Source organism: Paenibacillus camerounensis (assembly GCF_000723885.1).
GTDB classification, from domain to species: Bacteria; Bacillota; Bacilli; order Paenibacillales; family Paenibacillaceae; genus Paenibacillus_AQ; species Paenibacillus_AQ camerounensis.
The window spans coordinates 60674-84857 of the sequence record NZ_CCDG010000059.1 but is presented as its reverse complement, the minus strand read 5'-3'; the positions used below and the strand labels follow the sequence as shown (position 1 = coordinate 84857).

General features: G+C 50.6%; 24 protein-coding genes, 1 pseudogene and 1 other annotated feature. Of the genes and pseudogenes, 3 read left to right on the top strand and 22 right to left on the bottom strand.

Annotated features, from left to right (window positions below; genetic code table 11):
• Nucleotides 1–6 precede the first annotated feature (6 nt).
• The gene (locus BN3772_RS21815; protein ID WP_042202215.1) at nucleotides 7–1062 is read left to right on the top strand and encodes an anthranilate phosphoribosyltransferase; all 1056 of its coding nucleotides are present in this window, start codon (nucleotides 7–9) and stop codon (nucleotides 1060–1062) included.
• 238 nt (nucleotides 1063–1300) lie between these two features.
• Here BN3772_RS21815 and BN3772_RS21810 read toward each other — a convergent pair whose 3' ends face one another.
• From BN3772_RS21810 to BN3772_RS21755, 12 genes and pseudogenes are all read right to left on the bottom strand, one after another.
• The gene (locus BN3772_RS21810) at nucleotides 1301–1804 is read right to left on the bottom strand and encodes a DMT family transporter (protein ID WP_042202214.1); all 504 of its coding nucleotides are present in this window, start codon (nucleotides 1802–1804) and stop codon (nucleotides 1301–1303) included.
• 25 nt (nucleotides 1805–1829) lie between these two features.
• Complete coding sequence (locus tag BN3772_RS21805) at nucleotides 1830–2255, bottom strand: DMT family transporter (RefSeq protein ID WP_042202213.1); 426 nt, start codon at nucleotides 2253–2255, stop codon at nucleotides 1830–1832.
• Nucleotides 2256–2424: 169 nt separating this feature from the next.
• Nucleotides 2425–2826: an NUDIX hydrolase gene (locus tag BN3772_RS21800; protein ID WP_042202212.1), complete on the bottom strand. Its 402-nt coding sequence runs from the start codon at nucleotides 2824–2826 to the stop codon at nucleotides 2425–2427.
• 104 nt (nucleotides 2827–2930) lie between these two features.
• Nucleotides 2931–4895 (bottom strand): elongation factor G, encoded by a 1965-nt coding sequence (locus BN3772_RS21795; RefSeq protein WP_042202211.1) that lies wholly within the window; start codon nucleotides 4893–4895, stop codon nucleotides 2931–2933.
• 148 nt (nucleotides 4896–5043) lie between these two features.
• Nucleotides 5044–5223 carry a hypothetical protein gene (locus BN3772_RS21790; protein ID WP_042202210.1) on the bottom strand — a complete coding sequence of 60 codons (180 nt, stop codon included), beginning with the start codon at nucleotides 5221–5223 and terminating at the stop codon, nucleotides 5044–5046.
• 96 nt (nucleotides 5224–5319) lie between these two features.
• A complete protein-coding gene (locus BN3772_RS21785; protein WP_042202209.1) occupies nucleotides 5320–6123 on the bottom strand; it encodes a GNAT family N-acetyltransferase in 804 nt (267 codons plus the stop codon).
• 285 nt (nucleotides 6124–6408) lie between these two features.
• Nucleotides 6409–6627, bottom strand: coding sequence for a hypothetical protein (locus tag BN3772_RS21780; protein WP_042202208.1), 219 nt, complete (start codon nucleotides 6625–6627; stop codon nucleotides 6409–6411).
• 58 nt (nucleotides 6628–6685) lie between these two features.
• Nucleotides 6686–7148, bottom strand: a pseudogene (locus BN3772_RS31750) (YdcF family protein).
• 139 nt (nucleotides 7149–7287) lie between these two features.
• Nucleotides 7288–8568 carry a sensor histidine kinase gene (locus tag BN3772_RS21770; RefSeq protein ID WP_052380636.1) on the bottom strand — a complete coding sequence of 427 codons (1281 nt, stop codon included), beginning with the start codon at nucleotides 8566–8568 and terminating at the stop codon, nucleotides 7288–7290.
• The gene (locus BN3772_RS21765; RefSeq protein ID WP_042202203.1) at nucleotides 8555–9241 is read right to left on the bottom strand and encodes a response regulator transcription factor; all 687 of its coding nucleotides are present in this window, start codon (nucleotides 9239–9241) and stop codon (nucleotides 8555–8557) included. The genes BN3772_RS21770 and BN3772_RS21765 overlap by 14 nt, the downstream gene beginning before the upstream one ends.
• A 63-nt stretch (nucleotides 9242–9304) precedes the next feature.
• Complete coding sequence (locus BN3772_RS21760) at nucleotides 9305–10081, bottom strand: ABC transporter ATP-binding protein (protein ID WP_042202201.1); 777 nt, start codon at nucleotides 10079–10081, stop codon at nucleotides 9305–9307.
• A gap of 17 nt (nucleotides 10082–10098) precedes the next feature.
• Nucleotides 10099–12450, bottom strand: coding sequence for an ABC transporter permease (locus tag BN3772_RS21755; RefSeq protein WP_042202200.1), 2352 nt, complete (start codon nucleotides 12448–12450; stop codon nucleotides 10099–10101).
• An 83-nt stretch (nucleotides 12451–12533) separates the two neighbouring features.
• On the opposite strand from BN3772_RS21755, the gene BN3772_RS21750 reads away from it, so the two are divergent.
• Entirely contained in the window at nucleotides 12534–13058 is a 525-nt protein-coding gene (locus BN3772_RS21750; RefSeq protein ID WP_042202198.1) for a YfiT family bacillithiol transferase, read from the top strand.
• 207 nt (nucleotides 13059–13265) lie between these two features.
• Here the strand turns inward: BN3772_RS21750 and BN3772_RS21745 are convergent, their stop codons facing one another.
• The 7 genes from BN3772_RS21745 to BN3772_RS21715 form a co-directional block, all read right to left on the bottom strand.
• A complete protein-coding gene (locus BN3772_RS21745; RefSeq protein WP_042202196.1) occupies nucleotides 13266–14435 on the bottom strand; it encodes an alanyl-tRNA editing protein in 1170 nt (389 codons plus the stop codon).
• Nucleotides 14428–14886, bottom strand: coding sequence for a GNAT family N-acetyltransferase (locus BN3772_RS21740; protein ID WP_209443690.1), 459 nt, complete (start codon nucleotides 14884–14886; stop codon nucleotides 14428–14430). The genes BN3772_RS21745 and BN3772_RS21740 overlap by 8 nt, the downstream gene beginning before the upstream one ends.
• 23 nt (nucleotides 14887–14909) lie before the next feature.
• Nucleotides 14910–15674, bottom strand: a complete 765-nt coding sequence (locus tag BN3772_RS21735) for a TSUP family transporter (RefSeq protein ID WP_042202194.1) — start codon at nucleotides 15672–15674, stop codon at nucleotides 14910–14912.
• 59 nt (nucleotides 15675–15733) lie between these two features.
• Nucleotides 15734–16174, bottom strand: a complete 441-nt coding sequence (locus tag BN3772_RS21730) for an NUDIX hydrolase (RefSeq protein ID WP_042202193.1) — start codon at nucleotides 16172–16174, stop codon at nucleotides 15734–15736.
• Nucleotides 16175–16256: 82 nt separating this feature from the next.
• The gene (locus BN3772_RS21725; protein WP_039873029.1) at nucleotides 16257–16973 is read right to left on the bottom strand and encodes a YebC/PmpR family DNA-binding transcriptional regulator; all 717 of its coding nucleotides are present in this window, start codon (nucleotides 16971–16973) and stop codon (nucleotides 16257–16259) included.
• Between the two features lie 92 nt (nucleotides 16974–17065).
• Nucleotides 17066–18625 (bottom strand): lysine--tRNA ligase, encoded by a 1560-nt coding sequence (gene lysS, locus BN3772_RS21720; protein ID WP_042202192.1) that lies wholly within the window; start codon nucleotides 18623–18625, stop codon nucleotides 17066–17068.
• Between the two features lie 60 nt (nucleotides 18626–18685).
• Nucleotides 18686–18954, bottom strand: a binding site (T-box leader).
• A gap of 71 nt (nucleotides 18955–19025) precedes the next feature.
• A complete protein-coding gene (locus BN3772_RS21715; protein WP_042202190.1) occupies nucleotides 19026–19382 on the bottom strand; it encodes a hypothetical protein in 357 nt (118 codons plus the stop codon).
• A 153-nt stretch (nucleotides 19383–19535) separates the two neighbouring features.
• On the opposite strand from BN3772_RS21715, the gene BN3772_RS21710 reads away from it, so the two are divergent.
• Complete coding sequence (locus BN3772_RS21710; RefSeq protein ID WP_052380635.1) at nucleotides 19536–20273, top strand: thermonuclease family protein; 738 nt, start codon at nucleotides 19536–19538, stop codon at nucleotides 20271–20273.
• Between the two features lie 432 nt (nucleotides 20274–20705).
• On the opposite strand, the gene BN3772_RS21705 is transcribed toward BN3772_RS21710, so the two are convergent.
• The 3 genes from BN3772_RS21705 to BN3772_RS21695 form a co-directional block, all read right to left on the bottom strand.
• The gene (locus BN3772_RS21705; RefSeq protein ID WP_042202188.1) at nucleotides 20706–21824 is read right to left on the bottom strand and encodes a 5-methyltetrahydropteroyltriglutamate--homocysteine S-methyltransferase; all 1119 of its coding nucleotides are present in this window, start codon (nucleotides 21822–21824) and stop codon (nucleotides 20706–20708) included.
• 15 nt (nucleotides 21825–21839) lie between these two features.
• Nucleotides 21840–22772 carry a LysR family transcriptional regulator gene (locus BN3772_RS21700; RefSeq protein WP_042202186.1) on the bottom strand — a complete coding sequence of 311 codons (933 nt, stop codon included), beginning with the start codon at nucleotides 22770–22772 and terminating at the stop codon, nucleotides 21840–21842.
• 84 nt (nucleotides 22773–22856) lie between these two features.
• Nucleotides 22857–24005, bottom strand: coding sequence for a phosphodiester glycosidase family protein (locus tag BN3772_RS21695; RefSeq protein ID WP_042202185.1), 1149 nt, complete (start codon nucleotides 24003–24005; stop codon nucleotides 22857–22859).
• Nucleotides 24006–24184 lie beyond the last annotated feature (179 nt).

Below are 24184 nucleotides of genomic sequence, written 5' to 3'. Positions count from 1 at the left end.
TCCGATATGATCAACCTGTTAAAAGAAGTAGCCAGGGGCAAGCGAGGCGCCCGGGATTTGAGCTATGACGAAGCGCTGGCAGCGGCTGAAGCGATTCTCTGCCAGACGGCATCTCCTGTGCAGATCGGCGCTTTTCTGATCGCCGAGCGGATTAAGCTGGAGAGTATTGAGGAGCTGGAGGCTTTTGTCGCAGTATGCCGCAAGTATGCCCGCCGTGAGCCTGTGCAGCAGGGACTGGACTGCGCCGGACCGTATGACGGCCGGAGAAATTCCTTCATTGCAACCTTTCCTACAGCTTTCCTGCTGTCTGCAGCCGGTGTACCTGTTACACTTCACGGGGCAGCGCCGCTCCCGCCGAAATGGGGCATTACGCTGCAGGATATTATTGAAGCATCAGGCGTCCGTGTTGCTGAGCTAACACGGGCTGACGCTATTGCTGCTGCTGAAGGTAGCGGTGTGCTGTTCGCCCAGGCGGATCTGTGGTGTCCCCCGCTGGGGGACCTGCGGCCGTTAAGAGAAGACATCGGGATGCGGACGATTCTGAATACCGCCGAGAAGCTGATCGACTACTCCTGCTCTCCCTTCATTGTATTCGGTATCTACCATAATACCGTCTTCGACCGGATTTCCAGGCTGATCATCAAGCTCGGTTACCAAAAGGGGCTTGTTGTTCAGGGGGTTGAAGGGTCCGAGGATCTGTACATTGACCGGCCAAACCGTGTGTACACCGTAGCTGATGGCCAGGCTCAGCTCGATATCATTGACCCTGAGCTGCTGGGGCTTGAAACAGAGGTGCCGGAGCTGGACTGGACGCCGGAGCTTCAGCTGCGGACCGCGGAAGCGGTGCTGCAGGGCGGCGGCCATATGGCCTTCTATAATCAGACCCTGCTGAACGGCGGGGCCAGGCTGCATCTGGCCGGCAAAGCCGGTTCGCTGGAGGAAGGCGTATACACCTGCAAGCATCTGCTGGACAACGGCAAGGCCTGGGCGGTGTACGAGCAATGGCGGAATGCGCTGCTTGGCAGCAAAGCACCATTTGCGGGCCGGGTCGGCCAGGTCTAGGGCGGCTGGGCGTGGGAAGGGCTGCGTTCGCACGCCGATGGCCTAATTAAAGGGATTTCTCCCTTTGACGGGCCCACTTTCGCACGCACACAGCCTATTCAAAGGGATTTTTCCCTTTACTCAAATCACTCTCCCCAGCCTTCTAGCCAACCTCCCACCTCGCCACCCTCCACAGCCAGCCAACTAAGCAGCTAACCAAAAGGCCGGAGCCCCCATCCCAGGAAGCTCCGGCCTCTATTTATTTCGTACCCAGCGCAGCCTGGCGCTTCTTGTCCGCCGCAGCAGGTTCCTGCCCGCCCTTCTCCCCTCTTCCGCCCAGCTTAAAGACCAGAATCCCGCCGACGATAACCAGAACGCCAAGCAGCTGGTTGAAGCTAAACGGAACCTTTTCCAGACCCATCCAGCCAAGGGAATCCCACAGAAGCGCAAATCCCAGCTGTGAGGTCAGCACGATCGAAATCGCAAAGGTTGCTCCAAGCAGCTTCGTAGCCTGCACCAGGCAGATAACCACGCCGACGCCGATCACACCGCTGAACCAGTACCACGGCTGCATATGCTGGAGTGTAAACATCCCTGTCCCCTGAGTAATCAGCCCCATCACCAGTGAAGCGATAAAGCCCATGCCGAGTACTAGCGTCGTTGTTGACCATGAGCCTGTATGTTCGTTAACTTTAATGTTAAAAATATTCTGCAGGCCCACAAGCGCACCTGCCACTAGTGCCAATATAATTCCAATTATCATACAATGTTATCTCCTTCGCTGTACATTAAAGTTTAAGAATCAGCACGCCGGCAATCATCATCCCTATGCCGATGAACTGCGGCAGGCGCATTTTTTGCTTCACGACCCCGAACCAGCCGTTGCTGTCGATCATAAAGGTCATGAACAGCTGGGCAATCAGGAGTGCTGATATAGTCAGCGTAACCCCGATATGCTGAATGGCGGTAACCTCGCTGAAAATAATGAACGCTGCCAGCGCGCCTCCGGTCAGATACAGCGGATTTACTTTTTTGAAGCCCTGCTTCTTCCCGTCCCGGACAAACATCAGAATAGCAAAGGCCATAATAAAACCGGTTAATTGTGTAATCGTTGCTGCCTGCCATGTGCCAATGTCCTGGCTGATCCTTGCGTTGGCAACCCCCTGAAGCGTAATGCACGCCCCGCCTATAAAGGCAAAAATAATCCCCTTCATCTCGTATCTCTCCTCTATGTGATCTCTGACTTAATTAAATGACATCCGGCGTTATCCGTGAAGGACATATGTCCTAAAATCAAATTTACTGTTCTGCACGATATGAAAAGGCCCGCTTCAAGCCTCTTCTTAAGAGGCTGAAACGGGCCGAGTATACACGCCCACTCCATTAATCTAACAGCTTCTGCTCATGCAGCCGGTCAAAAATCAGCCTGCTGACCGCCGATACCTGCTCCCGGTCGGCAAACGTAAGCCAGGCAAGCTCAGCAATTTCCGCCGCAGGTGCAAGCGTACCGTTATAGTCTGCTGTCAGGCAGGTCATCTGCACCTGCACACCGCCTTCTTTACCATGCGCCTCAGCTGTAAATATCCCAAACTGTGCGATGCTCTCCGGTATGATCTGAACAGTCAGTTCCTCTTCAATTTCACGGATCAGCGTTACGTTGTCCGTCTCTCCCGCTTCCCGTTTGCCTCCGGGGAAATAGTAGGTGTCTTTACCGTGAGAACGTGCTCCCAGCACCTTCCCGTCTGCAACATGAATCCAGGCAATCTTGTCTATCACTGTGGTCATCATGATCCTCCTTGAAATTCAGGCCTTCGCTTTTTACTCATTAAAAGCTATATCCGCCGCTTCTAAAAGGACAGATGTCCTACACAGTTTGTCCGGCAAATGTCTCAGTGCTCCAGCTTCACATGCATATGCCCCGCTGCCTGATCCCAGGAAACCGGATAGGCTTGTCCTTTCGAGCAAAAGATCGAAGCCGACTGGTAGGCCGGATCGGCATTTTTATCATACTGCTTCATGCTGATGATATGCTCAGTCAGATGACAGATCTGGTATCCGCCGGCCCGCAGAGACAAGGCCCCTTTGCCTTGGGTCATGGAAGCCAGCCTGACCGGATAATTCATGAAGGTGGCAACCGGCACCGTCCCGGCAAGGATGGCTGTCTCCCCATTCATTTCCGGTGCAGTAAAGCTGCCGCTGGCCTGCTGAATATCCGACATCACCTTGCCCACATGATCCGCATGAATTCGTATTTTAAAATCGTAAAACGGCTCCAGCAGCACATTCTCCGCCTGCTCCAGACCCTGACGCAAAGCCCGCAGCGCGGCTTCCCGGAAATCCCCGCCGGAGGTATGCTTGTTATGGGCCCTGCCGCTCAGCAGCGTAATCTGCACATCTGTCAATGGTGAGCCTGTCAGCAGGCCGTGATGCCCTTTTTCCAGCAGCACCTGAATAACCTGATTCTGATAACCCGCCGTCAGATGATCAGGATGACACTTGTTATGTACCGTTACGCCGCTGCCGCGTTCACCCGGTTCTAGCTTCAGATGGACCTCGGCATAATGGCCGAGCGGCTCAAAATGCCCGCAGCCATAGGCTACGTTACTAATCGTCTCCATATATAATATCTCCGGGTCACCAAAGGTTACCGGGAGACGGAACCGCTCGCGCAGCACCTGCTCCAGCACCTCCAGCTGGATCTGCCCCATAACCTGGATCTGCAGCTCCTGAAGCGCTTCATCCCAGCTTACATTCAGCGACGGGTCTTCTGCCCCAAGCTGTTGAAACGCCTGAAGCACCTCTTTCAGATGAACCGGCGGTTCGAAGCAGACTTTGGATTTCAGGGCGGGAATGAGTCCGCTGCCTAAAGTATCCTTAAGCTCCCCGACCCCTTCGCCCGGTCCGGCAGCCGTAATCCCGGTACCCGCAAATAATTCCCCCGCCGCACCCCAGTCAGTTGCTGCCGTCTTTGCCCCGTTAATCCGGCGGATACCCGTGATCCGCTCTGAAATCCGTCTTCCCTCCAGGCCATAGGTCAATTCTTCCCGTGCTTTGAGCACACCCTGCAGCGCTTTAATATAAGTAATCCTGGTACCCTTCTCATCATAACGGACTTTATAGACCCTTCCGGCAAAAGGCAGCCGGTGATCATACTCCGTTACCGCAAGCGTATCCAGATTACGCAGGAAGCTGCCGATGCCTTCATCCAGCAGGGCGGAGCCTGTCATGCAAGGAAAGATCTTGCCCTGCCTCACCAGCCTGATTAAGGCACCGGTCCATGCAGGCCCGTCCAAGCTTCCATCCAGATAAGCCTCGAAGAGCGTATCATCCCGTTCCGCCAAAAAAGCACGCAGCTCTTCACCCACAACACCAGCATCAGCCTCGGGCAGCATAACGGCATCACCGCTGAGCAGCTGGCGGATTTCACCTAACACACGAAGCGGGTCAGCGCCGGTACGGTCTGTTTTATTGATAAAAAAGAAGGTAGGGACGCAGTGACTACGCAGCAGCTGCCATACCGTCTCGGTGTGACCCTCCACTCCTTCAACTGCACTGACAATTACAACGGCATAATCGAGAATTTGCAGCACCCGCTCCATTTCAGGTGAAAAATCGACGTGGCCGGGCGTATCCAGTAAAAAGTAGTGTGAACCGCCGTAGCTGAATTCCGCCTGGTCAGCGAATACAGTGATGCCGCGCGCTTTTTCAATCTCATGGGTATCCAGAAAAGTATCCTTATGATCCACTCTTCCCCTGCTGCGGATCGCTTCTGTATGGTAGAGCAGCTGCTCGGCGAAGGTCGTCTTTCCGGCATCGACGTGGGCAAGCAGACCGATTGTTATATTCTTTGTCATTCTTGCTGCTAGTACACCTCCAAAAGTAATGTTTAAGCCCTTCATTTACACCATTATGTACCTCATACAAAACACACGGCAAACCATCCCTTCTCATTATGGGCGGTTTGCCGTGTATGATCAATCCTATGAAGCTGAAGCTGCTGATCTACCTTTCGCCCGACCGGTTACGGCCCTCCTGATAAACGGCCAGTGCCCAGACCAGCACAAACAACGGAATAAAAATAAACCAGGGAAGCGTTACCGTGTCACCGATTACAAACGAAATCAGAAGCAGTACAACTATGACTATAATGGAATACAGTACACCACGTCCAAAGGTTCTCATGTTCCCGCCCCCACTTCATTCAGGTTATACCCAATATTACCCAAACTGGTGGAAATCACTCTAAAAGACAGATGTTATGTACTTTTACTGTTATTTTTACAATTTGAAAGTATAGACCGGGTACTGCTCTGCCGGGAGGAAACCCAGCTTTAAAGCGAGACGTTGCGAGGCCAAATTGTCTTGCGTTGTCTCCCATAAAGGAAGCATGTCCAGTTCAACATAATATCCGATCAATGCCGCAGCCGCCTGTGTCCCGTATCCCTTGTTCCGCTCAGCTGTTTCGTAAGTATCGGCATCAATAAAATATTCATTGCCTACTGTAAAACCGTTATTTCTGCACAACGAAGCGGTTTGTCCTCCAACATTCACTGACGCTCCAACCGTTTTCTTTTCCATAAAATGATGATCCGCACCCAGCGACAGAGTATCGCTCCCGGCTACAATCGGATACTCTGCAATTTCAATCTCAAACTCACCTTGATCCGCCTGAAGGAGCTCCTGTAAGCTTCTAAACGGACCAATCTGCAGCTCATATACGGTTTCAAAATGCTTATCCGCTCTCACACCCGGGAGCCCGGAAAGAAACAGCCTATCCCAAGCTTCCGGGCCATCGGCATAAATCTCAAACCAGCCGGCCCCCCTGCTTATACAATCCGGTATAACCGTATTTTGCAAAAACAGTCTAATCAGCGCTATGTTCCGTTCAGCACCCGCATCTCCAGCCGCATACATCCATCTGCCAGTGGCCCACACAATTACCAGCTCCGGTTTATCCTGCCGATCTACAAACACACGTCCCGGATAATGTCCCCGCAAGACTGATAGCGCAGGAATGTGCTGTTTTTTCCGGTTAAAAAAAGGCTCTGCCGCCTTAAACTCTTCAGCAAATATTTCTTCCATTATACACCTCCAAATATCCGGCATTCGGTTCACAGTCTAATGAGTTTAAGTGTACATTGTACAATTAAAACAGGGAGATTAAGTCATTTTAAGGAGATAACTGTATTCTGTACATCTATTTCCCTCAAAAAATCCGGTTTCGGGCGTTTTTGGCAAATATAAATGTACAGAGTGCAGTTAAAACCTGCTGCGGAGCTAATTAGCCAGGTTTAATTGCAGAAAGTACAGTTATTTCAACCCGTTGCATTCATTATGCCGTGCCATTAACTACGAAACAGGACCCCTTCACAACCTTCTTTTCTTAAACCAGAAATACAACAGAACACCCACCGTCAATAAAACAATAACTGCAACTGCAGAAATTAATATTGGAAAATGGATAGTCAAGCCAAAGTCACCTTGAAACAGATTGTCTTTTGACGGATCGGGTTCAACAGAAAGACCATATTTATCTATTAACTCAGCTTTTTTGTCCTCCGTCAGATTATTTACTGCATTTCCCACATCCAACTCCCTTTCATAACTTGCATCTGTACAGCTGTTATGCAGACAGTACACATTATTATTCAACATTTGCCCCGGTACGGTATATTGCGGTTTTAAAATATTTCCCGACCTTCTCCAGCTCATTCATAACGCGTGTTATGTTTTCTTCATTCGTGAACCAGTTGTCTTTTGTGATCCCTGTCTTATCCACTACCGGACTTACATAGAATATAGTCTCCTTAGGAAAAATAAATTGATAACTTAAAAGCGCCCTTCGCGCATGATAGTTTTTACAGACCAGGACCACTTTTTCAGGCTGAATCCCCCACGTTTCGCAGGAATTCCCACTCCGTTGTCTCTACATGGGAAGCGGCACCCCCAGAAGGTAAAATCAATGGGGCAATTCCCTCATGGTATAACAACGCCGCTTGCTTCATAAGCTGAGGATGACTTCCTCCAGGAATTAGTATAACGTCGGATTGTTCCAGCTCTGTTTCAAAAAACATAAAATCTGTAATGCAATTAAAAGGAAAAGGCATGTAAACCTCCTTGGTCCATAGCCAGTTAATTTAATTCTTATTCGTTAAAAGTATCCAAAATCCCTTCAATATAAATAGAGCAGCTCCCGGACTTGCAAGCTGCTCCTCGTACCATTATGTATCTTACACATACATCTACTCAATACCGCAGCACCAGCACAAACCGCATCCCCTCCGCATAAGCCTCACCATAAATATCCCCATCCATCTTGCGCATCAGCTGGCGGCAGATGAACAGGCCCAGGCCGTTGCCCTGTCTGCCGGCGCTGTTCGAGCCGCGCCAGAAGCTGGTGAAGATATGCGGCAGCTCGGTAGCCGGAACAGGATTGCCGGTGTTCTCAATAATAATCAGCTGGCGGTAATCCTCTTCCCGGAAGCTGATTCTGATCAGGGAACCGTCGCCGTACTTGATTGCATTCTCCAGCAGGTTATCCATCACCTCCAGCAGCTTATCCGGGTCCCCAAGCAGCAGCTTGTCTTCAGGTTCAGCCACTTCAAAACGGATTTTTAGCAGTTCAAGGCGTTCCTTATAATGCTCGACCACCCGTCTGATCCAGTCTTTCAGGTAAAATTCGGCTACATGCACCTCTGTCTCCTGCAGGGAGGATACGGATGCGGCGATGATGCTGCTGATCATCTCCTCAATCTGTGCTGCCTTTTGCCCGATCAGACCGGCGGTTGCAATGCGCTTGTCTTCGTTATCGTAAAGTCCCTCCGCCAGCGCACTGGAATACAGCTTAATCGCAGCAACCGGTGTTTTGAGCTCATGCGACAGGGAGGCGATCAGAGTCTGACGGTCTTTTTCCAGCCGCAGGTTGGTCTGCTTCTGCCGTTCCAAGGTCTCGCGCAGCAGATTTAGTCCCCATATAAACTTGCCGAAAAACCTGCTTTTGCTCTCCTTCATGTCCTGGGTCAGATTGCCTTTGGACAATGCATAAGGAAGCTCCTCGATCGTATGGAACGGCCTGATGATCTGCTGGCGGATGTACAGAAGCAGGCCGGATATGGCCGCAAGCACTGCGCCCAGCAGAATGACCGTCAGCAGCAGCAGCGGCGAACGGCTTGTGCCGGACACATACTCCAGCCTCAAATAACCTGCCGGCTCACCGCCGTGATATATAGGCTTAACGGTATACTCAGCATTGCTCTGCACACCTGCACCGTCAAAAAAGCTGCGCACGGCCTCCGGCTCCGCATTCCATTCCAGCCAGGCAGTATTTCGCACATAGCTGAATTTCTCCACCTTAAGTTCACCGGGCTCACGCCCGTCACTTACCTCCCGGATAATCCGGTTGACCTCGATCCGGTATGCTTTGTCTCCTGAGTCACCTGTCAGCTTGAAGCCATAGGCGGCAAACAGGCAAATTACCGCAATTCCGATACTAATCGTCCAGAGAATCAGCCGGTCAAACCGCCTCATACTTGTAGCCCACTCCCCACACCGTTACGATCCGTTTCGGCTGCTTCGGATTAAGCTCAATCTTTTCCCGCAGCTTGTTAATATGTACTGTAAGGGTTGACGGCTCACTGAAGCTGTCCGCACCCCATACCTGCTGGAACAGCCATTCCTTACGCAGCGCCTTGCCCCGGTTATTCAGCAGCAGTACCAGCAGCTCATATTCCTTCATCGTCATGGACACCTGAGCTTCCGCCAGAAATACCTGCATGGAGGAGCGGTTGACCAGCAGGTCGCCATCCGTCAGCAGCTGTTTGTTGTCATTCATCTCATAGCTCCGGCGCATATGCGCCTTTACTTTGGCGATCAGCAGCTGAATGGTAAACGGCTTTTCCAGATAATCGTCTGCCCCCAGCTCCAGCCCGATAATCTTGTTGTCATCTCCGTGCCGGGCACTCATGATGAGAATCGGCAGATTGTATTTTTCCCTGGCAAGCCTGCACACGGCAAAGCCGTCGATCCCGGGCAGCATAATATCGAGCAGCAGCAGCTTAACCGCCTTGCTGTTCAGAAGCTCCAGTCCCTCTTCGGCACTGGAAACCGATGCTACAGAGTAACCCTCCGCCTCCAGGAAATCCCGTATAACCGCAGACAGCTCCAGATTATCCTCAATGACCAAAATATCAGCCAATGCCATCCCTCCTGTATCTTTCTATCTCTCTATGGCAGGGCGGCAATTAGCCTTTATCACGTCCCCCGCCTACCAGCCCTGTGCCATCAGCCACTCATTTAGGCGGCGCTCGCGTTCCCTGACACCTTCCGCCTCAGCGAATTTGCCAAGCTTCAGCTCACCCTGGATGTTGCCGTCCACCATATAGAGCACCTTATCGGTCTGCGCCGCTACCTTCACATCATGGGTGACAATCATGATCGTTGTACCTTCCCGGTTAATCCGGCACAGCTCCTCCATCACTTCCTTGGCAGCTTTGGAGTTCAGTGCTCCGGTCGGCTCATCGGCGAACAGCATCATGGGAGCGTTGATCAGAGCCCGGCAGATACAGGCCCGCTGCAGCTGTCCGCCCGACACCTCGGCAATATCATGTCCGGCTATTTCGATAATTCCCAGCTTCCGCATCAGCTTGTCAGCATACTCGTTGATATCACTGCGGCTGCGGTTATCCTTTTTGTCCTTAATCGCCTGATAGCCCGATAATATGATATTATCATAGACCGACAGATTTCCAAGCATATACATTTGCTGAAAAATAAAACCCATCTCATGCAGCCGAACCTCTGCGATCTCATTCTGCGACAGCTGTGACAGCTGCTTCCGGTTAAACAGGACCTCTCCCGCAGTCAGGCGGTCCATTCCGCTAACCGTATACAGCAGGGTTGATTTGCCGGAGCCGGAAGGTCCCATGATCGACACAAATTCTCCCTCATGCAGGGTGAAGTTAATATTCCGCAGCACATTATGCTGGCTTTTGTTCACGATATAGGTTTTGCACAGATTGGTAACTTCAAGTATGGTACTCATCGCTTCATTCCTCCTGATTATTCTTTATTCATATTCCAGACGTGAATGTGTTTAATTTGTCCGCAGCTGGTATATACCGCCGTTACCACTACAGCCAGAATGATCAGCGGGTACATAACGTAAACCTGAAGCGGCATAATCTGAAAGTGAAGCTCCGTAAGCCCGAACATCCGGAAGACGAAGCCGAACAGCCGTTCACCAAGAATATTGGCTCCCAGCGCTCCAATAATCAGCGAGCCTGTCAGCAGAATCATAATCCGCAGCACCTGCCACAGCCGGATCAGCCCGTCTGTAAAACCAAGGCTTTTCATAACGGCAATGCCCTGAATCTCCTTGCTGATAAGCAGCCGTACAAACAGGCTTGTAATAAAAAAGATAATCAGACACACAATGACCGTAAGCAGGCTGATGACGCTTTTCAGCTGGCCGATAAAGCCGCCGATGACCTCCTTCAGCATTTCATCAGCAGTCTTAATTTCATATTGGCTGAATAACCGCTTCATCTCTGCCGTGATTGCAGCCTTGTCCTGATCCGGTGCATGAATCATGCCGGTAATCATATAAGACGTTGTCATTTGCGGGTAGAATTCTCCGGCAAGCCTGACCATATAGCCTTCATTCGAGATGGCCTGAAAAATACCGGTGATCAGGAAGGAATGCTGCTGGCTGTCTATCTCAAATACAATATAATCACCAAGCTTTTTGTGATAGGCCTCTGACATAATGCTGGTTATCGCTATTTCATTAGCCAGCTCAGGTGCAGTTCCCTGCAGATATTCAAGACTGGCCGCAGGCTCGTTTTTCGTTCCGGATATACTTCTGTTGCTCTCGCCGTCATCGGATATATACTTTGTCAATGCCGTGTACTCCAGTGAAAGCTTCACATCGAAATTCTCATCCTTAAACTGCTGCTCTACCTTCGACAGCTCCCCGCGGATCTCATTCAGCGGGATATCAGCCACGACGGCTTTCGTATAGAAATCCGCTTCCGTTGTTCCCAGATAGCTTATAAATTTCGGTGTGAGAATCGTATTGGTCAGATTAATAGGGATAATGATGATAGCTGCGCTAAGAATAAAGGTGAGGATTAACGTGGTATAGCTTTTCAGCCGGCTTACAACATCGCTCATGGCCAGAAACAGCATCGGATGCAGCCGCTTGCTGCGGTGAAGATGGAACCTTCGGGAAGGCTTGAACCTTTCACCGGTGTGGCCCTGTCTGATCGCGTCGATCGCAGAGGCTTTATTAATTTTGCGCATACACAGGATACAGAACAGCAGGGTCAGCAGAACAATTGCTATTGCACTGATTATGGAAATGATAATGTTGGTTATGCCGCCGGGTAAAATAATATATTCTGCTGTTTTACGGGACATAAGGGCACTCAGCGGAAAGCTGGAAATTAGTCCGGCGGCTCCGCCTATTACAGCAAGGCCTGAATATTTGGCCAGGTACAGTCCCTTGATCGATCCGTTCTTGAAGCCGATGGCCTTCATCACGCCGATCTCCCGGTATTCATCCTGCAGCGTAGACACAATGGTGAATCTCAGTGTCATAAAAGCTATGAAAATCAGAAACAGGCTGATTACAAACAGCATGGCGGAAATGATCTGATCGGTAAGGAAAGAGGTCTCTACAAGCCCCTTGTCGACCTGAAAATTCGCCTGAAGATCCTCCTTGGCAAAAGCTGCCGTTACCGCTGAAGCCTCCACTCCCTTAGCCGCCATAAAACTATATTGCACCGATATTGCCTCTTCAGGTAATACGCTTTGAATGTCAGCAAAATCCTGCTGCGAGATCATCAGCCGTTTTAACCCCATCAGGTCTGCACCCAAAAAGGCATCCTTGAAAAAGGCTGTTACTTTAAAGCTTTTGTAGCTACCGTCAAAATCCATAGTGACACTGTCGCCAAGCTCCATGCCGGTAGCATTTCTGATGCTTACCGGTATCCCGATCTCGCCAGCATCCAGCTTGAACAGCTGATCCTTCTGGTCGAAGATCAGATTAATCTTGTCTGGCACCATCGCCAGTGAAAGCACCAGATTGCTTGAAAAGCCGTTACGGCTGGCCGGCAGCTTAATTTGCCGGCTGGTTACACCGATCTGCGGCTCGGAGTATACCTCTCCGACGATAGCCTGATCACGGGTCCAGTCATTGATCTTCTGCCTGTTCTCTGCTGTATCGGGAATGGTAACACTAAGATCCGCGACCTTACTCTTGTCAATAAAATAGCCGATGGCCGATGAGGTGGTATACATCAGGTTGGTTCCGCTCGCCACCAGGGCTGTAGCCAGTGTGATCAGCACGAGCAGTACGATGTTCATCGTTTTTTTGCGGCGCAAATCCTTTTTCAGAATGTTCAGAAACACGCTTCGTTCCCCTTTCTCATATCCTCTGAAGTGATTATAATGGGGAAGTTATTAAATAATCCTTAACTGGGGGGATTTAAACTATGGAGACGGATTTGAGATACCCGATTGGCGAGTTTGAGTATGCCGGTGAGATTACCGCCAGTGTTACCACCGCGTGGATCAAGGAAATTGAAGAATTACCGGGACTATTGCGGGAGGCTGTAAAAGAGTTGAATCATGAACAGCTGGATACTCCGTATCGTCCGGGCGGATGGTCGGTGCGGCAGGTTGTCCATCATGTTGCAGATAGTCATATGAACGCCTATGTCCGGTTTAAACTGGCTCTAACCGAAGACAAGCCGGTAATTAAGCCTTATGAGGAGGCAAAATGGGCCGAGCTGCCGGATTATGCCTTGCCGGTTGAGCCTTCCCTTCTGCTCATTGAATCCTTGCATCAGCGCTGGGTTACCGTTTTGCATGAACTGACTCCTGCCGATATGGACAAAACCTTTATCCATCCGGAATCCGGTGTAGTTTCCTTAGACAGAAACATTGGCATTTATGCCTGGCACGGCAAGCATCATCTTGCCCATATTACCTCGCTGTGCAGCCGGATGGGCTGGTAAAATAACTTCACAAATTGGAATTTAACTTAGCTGATTATGTATTTCCAAGTACAAACGGATATACCGTCCTTCAGAGAAGGCGGTAACCGTGTCTGCGAGAAAGATAAGGATTATGGATAGCGTAAAACATATACATTCTATTCTAAAAAAGCCTGCCAGGGAAAAGGGACACTCCTCTGTCCCATTCCCCATGGCAGGCTATATGTGTTATTGCTGTTGTACAAATTCGTAAAAGGCCTGTGCCTGTTCATAGTCCGTAAAGCCGGCCTGGGCCAGCTTATCGCTGCCGCCGCCTTTGCCGCCGAAGCTGCCCAGGTGCTCCTTAAAGAACGCTCCGCACGACAGCCCGGCATTTCCGCTCTGCGCGAACACCAGTTTATTCTCTGCGGCTGACAGCAGCAGCACTGGCAGATCAGTGAGCGCAGTAAGCTTGACCGCAAGGCTCTGAAGATCCTTTAGCGATTTCTGTTCGTAGCTCCGGGCGATGATCCGGCTGTCCTGTGCCTGCGCGGCCAGCAGCTCATGAGCTGCATAGCCGTCATTCAGCTCTTTAAGCGCTGTAAGCTCGGCCTGAAGCTGCTTTTGCTCCTGTTCCATTTTTTCAATCCGGTCCATAATTTCGTCTTTGCCGGTATTGAACTTGGCGGACAAGGCGCCAAGAATCCGCACATTATCGTTGAATTCAGCCAGAGCGCGTCCGCCGCATTTGAAGGTCACCCGGATGTTACCCTTCTGCTTGTCCGCTCTCAGCAGCTTGATCATGCCGATCGCTCCGGTTGAAGGGACGTGCGTGCCGCCGCAGGCGTTATATTCAATGCCCTCGATCTCCACGATCCGTATATTCTCGGTTACTGTAGGCTGCTTCACCAGCGGCAGACGGGCAAGCTCTTCCCCGTTCACGAAATAGCTGGTGATGCTGCGGTTCCGGTAAATCTGCCGGTTAACCTCGGCCTCCACCTTCAGCATTCTGGCCGGCGACAGCTCTGTCAGCTCAACATCAATAGTCGCGTAATCGGCTCCGAGATGAAAGCTTAGCGTCATCGCCCCGCACAGCTCACGGAACACCGCAGACAGCAGATGCTGCCCGCTATGCTGCTGCATATGGTCAAATCTCCGCTCCCAGTCCAGACTGCAGCTGACTTCAGCGCCTCCGGGAAGACTCTCCACCTTATGGAACACTTCGCTTCCTTCAAGAGTGACATCCAGCACCGGAATGCCGCCGATCGTTCCGGTATCACACGGCTGCCCGCCGCCATGGGGATAAAAGGCTGTCTGCTCCAGTACAAGATACAGACCGTCTTCTTTTTCCACAATCCGGCTTACCTTAGTCTCCCAATCCTGTATATACGCTGATTCATAATATAATTTATCAGTCATTAGTCTGTTCCACTCCGTTTCTGTCTACAGCTCCGGCTTCGGCTGGTCCGAAGAACCGTTCCATAATGATATAGTCTTTCCCGCCTTTAGTGAACGACTGCCCTGTTGCAGCCAGTCCAAACTTTTCATAGAAGGGGGCTTTATTGCTCCGCGCATTGCAGAAGATTCTCCGGACTCCGCGCGCCTCTGCTTCCTCCAGCACATGCTGCAGCAGCCTGCTGCCGTATCCTCTGCCCTGCTCCGAATCAAGAGTGGCGAACTTGCGGAACTGCGCTTCGTGGCCTTCAATAAATAAAGACACTGCGGAGATCAGCCGCTCCTGCTCAAGCAGCCCGTAATGCTCTCCCGCATCGTCATCGTCCAGCTTCACATAATCCAGCTCACGCTCCGGCCACATCACCTCATGCCTTAATTGCCATGCCTGTTCTTTAGAAATGAGCCTGATATCCATATGTCCACCCCGTTTACTTCTGTTTAATGCATCGTATCCCAGATCTGCTTGCCGATCAAGATCACCGTTACGGCAATGAACAGCGGGCGGATATACCCGGCCCCCTTGCGGATCGCGAATTTGGAACCGATGATTGCACCGGCAACCATAGGAACGCCAAGCAGCAGCCCGTAAGAATAGCTGACCGAGCCCAGTGCAATGAACGTAAGCAGACTAGAGATATTGCTGGCAAAATTCAGTACCTTGGCATTGCCGGCTGCTGTCACGAACTCAAAGCCCAGCATCAGAAAGGCAAAGATCAGGAACGATCCCGTACCCGGACCGAAAAAACCGTCATAGAACCCGATGATCAGGGCGACCACCATGCCGGTCATCCGTGTTTTTTTGCTGCTGCCGGAGAAGGTGGACACATCACCCCACGATTTTTTGAACAAGGTATAGACCGTAATCACCACCAGCATCACGATGACCAGCGGCTTCAGAAATTCTGAAGGCACCTGCCGGACGGTAAATGAGCCTGCAACCGCACCGGCAATGGAGAAGGGAATAAGCAGCCTGATCAGCTGAAAGTTAATTTTACCGGACTTAATGAAGGAAGCCGTACTGGTAAAAGAGCACATGGTTCCGGCCAGCTTGTTCGTTCCAAGCAGCAATTGCAGCGGTATACCCGCCGACAGCAGCGCCGGAATCGAGATCAGCCCGCCGCCGCCCACTACAGAATCAATAAATCCGGCCAGAAAGCCGCACACCACCAAAACAATGATCATTCCTGTACTAATATGCTCCATCCCCGGCCTCCTGCTATGTATACAATGAATATATTAAACTGTAATCCGCAAGGCTTATGTCAGCTTAAATCCCAGCCGTATTCCATAAACCATTCCCCGCGTTCAAAGGTATCCAGTGCTTTTGTCATGAAGGGAAGGGTATTGTCCGGGAGCCTGTCCGCGTCAAACCAGCTGAGATCATCGCATTTATCCGGCTCCAGGTTGCTTACTTCTCCCGACCACTCCTCAGCCCGGAAGAAAAAATCAATCCGTTCCCCGCCCGGAGTCCTGATATGCATCGTCCCCAGCATGTGCAGCTGTGCCGGGTCAATCCTGGCACCTGTTTCCTCCCGTGCTTCGCGGATCGCTGCCATCTGCAGCGTCTCCCCGCCGTTCAGCTTCCCGCCCGGAAAACCGTAATAACCGTCCATATGTCCTGTATTGCAGCGTCTAAGCAGCAGTACCTTACCGCCCTTGACCAGCATGATATGTACAACACTGAGCACCCGGAAGTCCGGCATATTGAATCACTTCCTTCCCTGTGGAATAAAAAAAGAGCAGCAGGATCATCTCCTGCCGCTCCCTCACAATCCATAGCCCTGATTATTCGGAGTCAACGTTGTGATAGACCTGCTGTACATCGTCGAGCTCTTCCAGTGCGTCGATCAGCTTCTCGAACTGTGCTTCTGCATCTTCCGGGATCTCCACATAGTTCTGCGGAAGCATTGTAAGCTCGGCTACGGTGAATTCGGTAATACCGGCCCCGCGAAGCGTCTCCTGTACAGCATGGAACTGGTCAGGCTCAGCGTATACGATGACCGCCTCGTCCTCTTCCAGCACATCGCGTACATCCACATCGGCTTCAATCAGCAGCTCCATTACTTCTTCAGCGGATTTACCCTCCAGGCCGATAACAGCTGTCGGATCAAACATATACGTTACGGATCCGCTGACACCCATGTTGCCGCCGTTTTTGCTGAATGCGGAACGGACAAGCGGAGCTGTACGGTTCACGTTATTGGTCAATGCATCGATGATAATCATCGAGCCGCTCGGTCCGAAGCCTTCATAACGCAGCTCCACATAGCTTTCGTCGCCGCTTCCTTTAGCTTTTTCCAGCGCGCGGTCGATAATGGCCTTCGGTACGTTATAAGTTTTGGCGCGTTCCAGAACAACCTTAAGAGCACGGTTCGATTCCGGGTCCGGTTCGCCTTTCTTAGCTGCTACATAAATCTCAACGCCGAATTTGGCGTAGACCTTACTTGTATTGGCATCCTTGGATGCCTTCTTCTCTTTAATATTATTCCATTTACGGCCCATAGTGTTCGACTCACTTTCCAACATAAGTTATAAACAGTCCGTTATATTATACCTCTCTTGGGACGATCCCGTAAAGGGCATAGGCGCTCTGTTTAGAAGTCCAGCAGCGCCAGCACGCGCTCTTTGCCCAGTGCCTGAACAAGTACAGGAACCCTTGGACCCTCCGACTGCTGCAGAATCAGCTGATAAAGGATGGAAAACAGCGCCTTCTGGTTGCTCCTCATCGTCTTTTTGTCAGCATCGTGACAAATGGCGTACACCTGCTGCATAAACTCTGTTTCATCGGAAAATCCGGTACGGAGCAAGCCGCAGAAGGCCATTACCCGCTCCTGTTCGGCTGCTTCCAGCGATTGATACAGCACCCGGTCCGGACTGGTGTTCACCGTAACCAGCTTCTGCGGGGCATAATGTCTGATCCAGTGCTCGGCCCGCTCTGCGGTTTGCCGGAACAATGCCTCTTTAACTGGGGGTCCGCCATCCTGGTTCAACAGCCTGTGCAGCAATTCGCTGTCCCAGTTGATCAGCGGCAGCAGGGCTGCAGCCTGACTGAAGCCCGGTATTTCCGCATCAGCAGGATTCCGTAAGGATAGTTCCAGAGCGGCACGGATGTCCTCACTCTCCAATTGTCCGGCGGCAAATGCTTTACGGTACCGTTCGTATTCCGTATAGTTCCGCAGCACATCCTCATCCAGGCCGATACTGAAGGCTGCATCCGGCTGGTATTTGGCGAACATGAACAGGATCGGCTCCGGCCCGTATACCTTCAGCAGGTCCTCCGGCGTATAGTTATGCCCGGACGAACTGGACATTTTGGCATGGCTGCCCTTAATACTGATGAACTCATAGGGAACATAATACGGCGGCTGATTTCCGAATATTTTCTCCGCCATGACCTTGGCAACATTATAGCTCCCCGTCTCGGACGAATGATCGCGGCCGCCCGGCTCGAATACGACATCCTCCATCCCCCAGCGCATCGGCCAGTCTATCTTCCAGTGCAGCTTGATGTTTGAAGCCTGCGGAACGTGAAGCGTGTTATAGCAGCCGCATTTGCAGCTGTAGATGATGTCCTCCGACTCCCCGTCAAATGCATGGACGCTGGTCGAATCTTTGCCGCAGCGCTCGCAATAGACCTGAACCGGGTAAAAGGCTACCCTGTCCTCCTCTGTGGCTTTGCCTGTTTTGAACATCATCAGGATGTCGTAAATTTCCCCTCTGCTGCGCAGGGCATGGAGGATAGCCTGGTTATACCTGCCTGACTGATATTCACGGCTCTGGCAGATAAATTCAGGTGTGATGCCGAAGGCCGATAACGCCTGCTCAAACTCCTGCTCGTAGTGCTCTGCATAGGAAGCATGCTCGCCGCATGGACATGGGACCTTGGTGTAGGGCAATCCGATATACTGCTCATATGAAGCGTCCAGCTGCGCGGGAACCTTACGGAACCGGTCGAAATCATCCCACGAAAAAATAAAACGGACCTCCTTCCCTGCTCTCTGAAGTGCCTGAGTGACGAAATAAGTGGTGACAATCTCGCGGAAATTGCCGATATGAACTGAGCCCGACGGGCTGATGCCCGATGCGCATACAAAGGTCTGGCGTTCAGGATGGCTGCTGATCAAGTCGTTTGCGATTTTTTGTGCCCAATGCATGTTAATAATCTCCTCTATTTTGAAATAAAAACAAAAAAGCCCCCGCCTCAAGATTGTCATCTTGAGGACGGGAGCTGTCATAAGCACCGTGGTACCACCTCTGTTCGCGGACATGTTGCCAGGCCCGCCTCTTCGGGTACGGCCATCACGCTTATACCCTAGCTCTGTAACGGGAGCTCCCGTCATACCATCCTTAGGCGTTCAGTACGCCCAATTCCGCATGCAGCTCAGAGACTTTTTTCGTCAGGCACATTGCTGCTCCATTTCACCGGGCTGGAGCTCTCTGGGAACAACGTTTGCTTAACTACTCTTCTCATCATCGCTTTTCATATCCAATTAAAACTATTTAAACATGATTTGCTGTGCTTTTTCAAGCTTAAATTTCGGGCTGCATATCTAACTACAACTCAATGAAAAAGATTTTGAATACGCCTAAGTAACGCTTCTTCGCACTCATATCGCCAATAAAGGTGCTGCTGTCCTGAATATCCGGCAGACTGAAAACAGAAAAGATGATGTAGTTATCCCTATCTGCAAGACTCTTCACCAGCGGTTTGATCATTGCCTGAGTAAGAGCACCCGGCAGCGAAGCGCCCAGCGTATCCTGCAGGTCATCGACGGCATATTCAGCAAAATCTTCAATAGCAGGATTAAGCAGCGTAAGCACCCCTAATAAAATCACCAGCAAAATAAACAAATTTCTGATTCTTGCCGGCTTGGCCCGGCGCTCAACCTGCTGATCAAAATATGGGTCCATATTATCCCTCCTCCAGTAACCATAATGCATTTGGGTATATATGTAAATGATAATTGTGTGGGTTTAGTCCAACTGAATGCTGCAGGCAGGTATTCAATACTGCTATTTTCTGCTACACTGGCATCATTATTGTTACTAGAGGAGCTCTGATCGATGTTATTTACTGAATCATATCCGGCAGTAGTGTTTCTATTACTAACCATACCGGCAATCATCGTCTGGGTGATCAGCTTCATCAAACCGTCGATGTTTAGACGCAGGAATGCTTCTGCCGGGAAATCCCGTAAGCGTGTTAAAGAAATCTCTCTACTTACAGCAGCTGTAAGTTTAGTCCTCTCTATTATTACTGCACCGGGAACCACAATGCTTGAGAAGGCTGCTTCGATACAGAATTTTTTCATATTAAGAGATTATAAAGTAGCTGGCACATTTATATATACATCGAAAACAATGGACGCTGAAGTTACCTCTGTCATCGACGGTGATACCTTCCGGATCCGTACAAATGAAGGGGATACCGAGAAGGTTCGCCTGCTGCTGATCGACACGCCGGAGATAGGAGAACAACCAGAGCCCTATGCACTGGAAGCACGTAACTATGCTAAAGAACTGCTCGAAGGACAAACCGTACATCTTGAATTTGACGAGTCAGAGCGCGATCAATACGGCAGACTGCTCGCTTACGTATACGTGAATGACCAGATGGTTAATCTGCTGCTGCTGGAGAAGGGGCTGGCCAGAGTGGCTGTTTTCCCGCCGGATACCAGGTATGTCGATGCTTTCAGAGAAATTGAAACGAAGGCACGGGAATCCAGTCTCAGGATCTGGAGCATCGACAACTATGTGACTAACAGGGGATTTGATGCAAATGCGGCTGCTTCCGGGCAGTAGTAGGCGTATGATACCAATTAACGGGCTGCTAGAGATTCAGATGGCAATTGTCCGCTTAGCTTGGTTAACAGGCAGTGGCAAGGTGCTGGCGGGTAACTTACAATTTGCACATACCAGGGATAACTGCACTTTATACAGCTAAATGCCTGTTTTTCCCTGAATTACGCGTATAAGTGTACTCTGTACAATTAAAAATCAGCAAAATGCTCATTTTGGTTATTTCTTGCAGAAATAGTTGCACAAACTACAGCTAAACACAGCAATCGCAGACTTTTGAGCTTTTTAAGTGTACAGAGTGCAGCTATTCCTTGCAGCAGCGTTTCCTACAACGGCATAGTTACGCAGTATCAGCAAAACAATAAACAGGGATGTCCCGCAGCACTTCCGGCTGCATAAGACATCCCTGTACCTTTTTATACCATACCCTACTTTTTACAGCCATACCTCGTTTGCAGTCTCGATCACAAGCCGGATCTTGTCCCACTGCTCTTCCTCGGTCAGAATATTGCCTTCCTCCGACGAGGCAAAGCCGCATTGCGGACTCAGGCACAGCTTGTCAATATCCACATACTGCGCAGCTTCAGCAATCCGCAGCTTCAGCTGCTCTTTATTCTCCAGACCGCCATGCTTCGTAGTGATAAGGCCGAGCACAACGAACTGGTCTTGAATGAACCGCAGCGGCGCAAAGTCACCGGAGCGCTCATTGTCGTATTCCAGGAAAAAAGCATCCACCCTTGCCCCGCCGAACAGCGCCTCGGCAACAGGCTCATATCCCCCCGCAGCGAACCAGGTAGAACGCAGATTTCCCCGGCATACATGCAGTGCTATCGTCATATCCCCAGGCTTATCAGCGATACTGTCGTTAATCAGCCTTACATAGTCACGCGCCAACTGATCCGGATCAACGCCTCTGCTTCGCAGATGTGCTCGGTGCCTCCCGCTCGACAGGGTCCCCCAGGTCGTATCATCCAGCTGCAGATAGCGGCAGCCCGCATCATAAAATGCCTGGATGGCCGAACGGTACACCGCAATAATATCCTGAAACAGCTGATCCCGGTCAGGATAGATCTCATTTCCGTTATAATCCTGCACAAAGTGGAACAACGACGGTGCGGGAATCGTCATTTTAGCCAACGTGTCACCGGCCATCTGCTGCAGCTTCATATAATCAGCTAACATCGGGTGATCCCCGAATGATATTTTCCCCGTAATCTTAAAGCTCTCCGCCCGCTGCGTATTTTCCTTGGCTGAGCCGCTTCCCTGGTTTAGAATAATCTTCTGTGTACCCGTTATACCTAGAAAGAAGTCAAGATGCCACCAGGATCGGCGGAATTCGCCGTCGGTAATAGCCTTCAGCCCCAGAGCCTTCTCGTGCTTCACCAGCTCAGCAATCTCTTTACTCTCAATCTCACCCAGCTGTGCTGAGGTTAATTCACCTTGTTCAAACTGACTGCGCGCTGCCTTAATCCCCTCGCTGCGCAAAAAACTGCCGACAATATCATAACGAAAGGGCGGGGCGTTTCTGGCGGAACCGGTAATTGGACTGATCATACGACCCTCCTGCTGTTATAGTAAGAATTGGTTCATGTCAAAATAGCTGCTGGCAACCAGATCGTTCAGCAGATCGATAAAAGCGGACATAATTTCACTCGGCTTACGGTCCTTATGGGCAATCCAGCCGACGGTAAACACTTCGTTGCTCTCATAAGGAATGGTCAGCATACCGTTGCCGTTCAGTTCGGAAGCCATTATGCCGGTCCCGATCGTATAAGCATCACTGCCGAGCAGCAGGTTAGTAAGCGTTGCCCGGTCCGTTACCTTTATATTTTTCTCAATCTGCGTGAAGCTAAGCATCTCTTCCGAGAAATGCAGTGAGTTGTTGTCCCCCTGCTCAAATGTAATGTACGGAAACGGCAGGATGTCTTCCAGCACAATGATTTCTTTTGCAGCCAGCGGGTGGGCGGCTCTGACATAGACATGCGGGTTCGTGTTGAACAGCGGTGTGAATTTCAGATTTCCGTCACTGAACAGCTTATTCATAACCTTGTAATTGCTCTCATTAATATACAGGATGCCCAGATCGCTGCGCAGGGTACGCACATCCTCAATGATCTCATAGGTCTGGGTCTCCCGCAGGCTGAAATTATATTCGGCAAGCTGCCGCTCCTTCATCAGGTGTGCAAAGGCATCTACAACAAAGGCATAGTGCTGGGTAGACACGGAAAAATAAACCGGACTGCGCTTCTTCCCGGTATACCGGTTCTCCATGAACTCGGTCTGCTCGATGATCTGCCGGGCATAGCCTAGAAACTCAACGCCTTCGGCTGATATGCTGATTCCGCGGTTGGTCCGTTCAAAAATAGTAATTCCCAGCTCGTTCTCCAGCTCCTTAATCGCATTGGAGAGACTGGGCTGTGACACAAAAAGCCGTTTTGCCGCCTCATTCATCGAGCCGCTGTTCGCAATCTCAATGGCATAGCGGAGCTGCTGCAATGTCAAACCTGTTCCCCCTCTTACCAAAGGCTGCCGCCTTTACGTTTCTGGCTTCTAGTTAGTAGAATACCTTTAATTCCGGTCCGGTGTCTACTGCGTCCGCTTTTTGGCAGCGTCGATTTGCGAGGGGTCAAGCCCTTCCCAGATATTCATGATCTGTGCCTCTTCCGGATGCTCGAATACCAGAAAGGCCGTCGGCAAATAACGTTCGCCGTATTGCGAAGACGGTTTGTTGACGATCTCATTGTCCTTCACCAGCACCGTGGATGAGCCTCCGTCCAGATTGGCGGCGATCACCGCACCATGCTTGAGCATAATCTGCTGGACATCATACAGATTGGCACCGATGCTGTAGCCCGGCTGTCTCCCGTCAATCACTACGAACAGCAGGGCGCCGTCTGCGCGCTGGCCCATAGCCGTTCTTGGAGCGATTCCCCAGCCTTCGGCTGCATTTTTAATTAGCCCCTTGCCGTTAACGATAATCCGCGGCTGAAAGGATACTGCTTCCTGTACCCCGAGCTTACTCAGCTCCCCCAGCGTATAGTTGCCTGCAATCATTTTGCCCTGCTTATCAAGCCCGACAATTTGTGTTGAATCCTTTCCCCCAAGCCCGTTGTAAAAAAGCTTTCCTTGGGAAATGACCAGTCCGATCGGCTTAAATCCGTTGCCCTTCCATTCCGGATCTGCAAAGCCTCCGCCGTTCACGCCGGCAATTGCTCCCGTACGCTTTACCATGCTGGATACCTTTTCGCCTGAGCCTACTTTATCCGGTATGCCGAGCCGTACTTTGGTCGGATCATTGACGGTCATTATGTAACCCGAATAGCCGGTTCCGGTGACTTTTTCAATCTCCACAAGGGGTTTCACTGCCGGAGCTTCTGCATCCGAGTCCGCATCAGCTTCAGGGTCAGGTGCTGCAATCGTATGGGTGTCTAGCTCGTCCCCCATATTATCAAAACGCTGGTTATATTCTGCAACCCTGTTCTTCAGTTCATCTTCGCCGATAATATACTTGGCCATATAGCGGTGCTGTGTCGTAATTAATGTATCTGCAATCAGATAACGGACATTATTGGCAGACGGTGCAAAATACAGCCAGCCGATTCCAATAGTCATCATGAATAAGCAAAACATAAACACTCTGGTGAGTCTGCGCAGAAAGCTTACTTTCTTGCGTTTCTTTTTGACAGACTTCTTCTTGCGAACGCCGTTGCGCTGGGGAAATGATGAAGTGCTCACTGCTAAGTTCCTCCCTGGTCATACATCTCATGCAAAATGGTATAGTATAGTCTCATATTCTCCCATGATAGACGATCTTACAGAGGCAAAGGTTTCAGTATTTTCATTTTATCATCCATAATATGTAACAAAAAAAGAAAACCCTCTTAAAAAAGAGGGCTTAATTATGGAATGAAAGC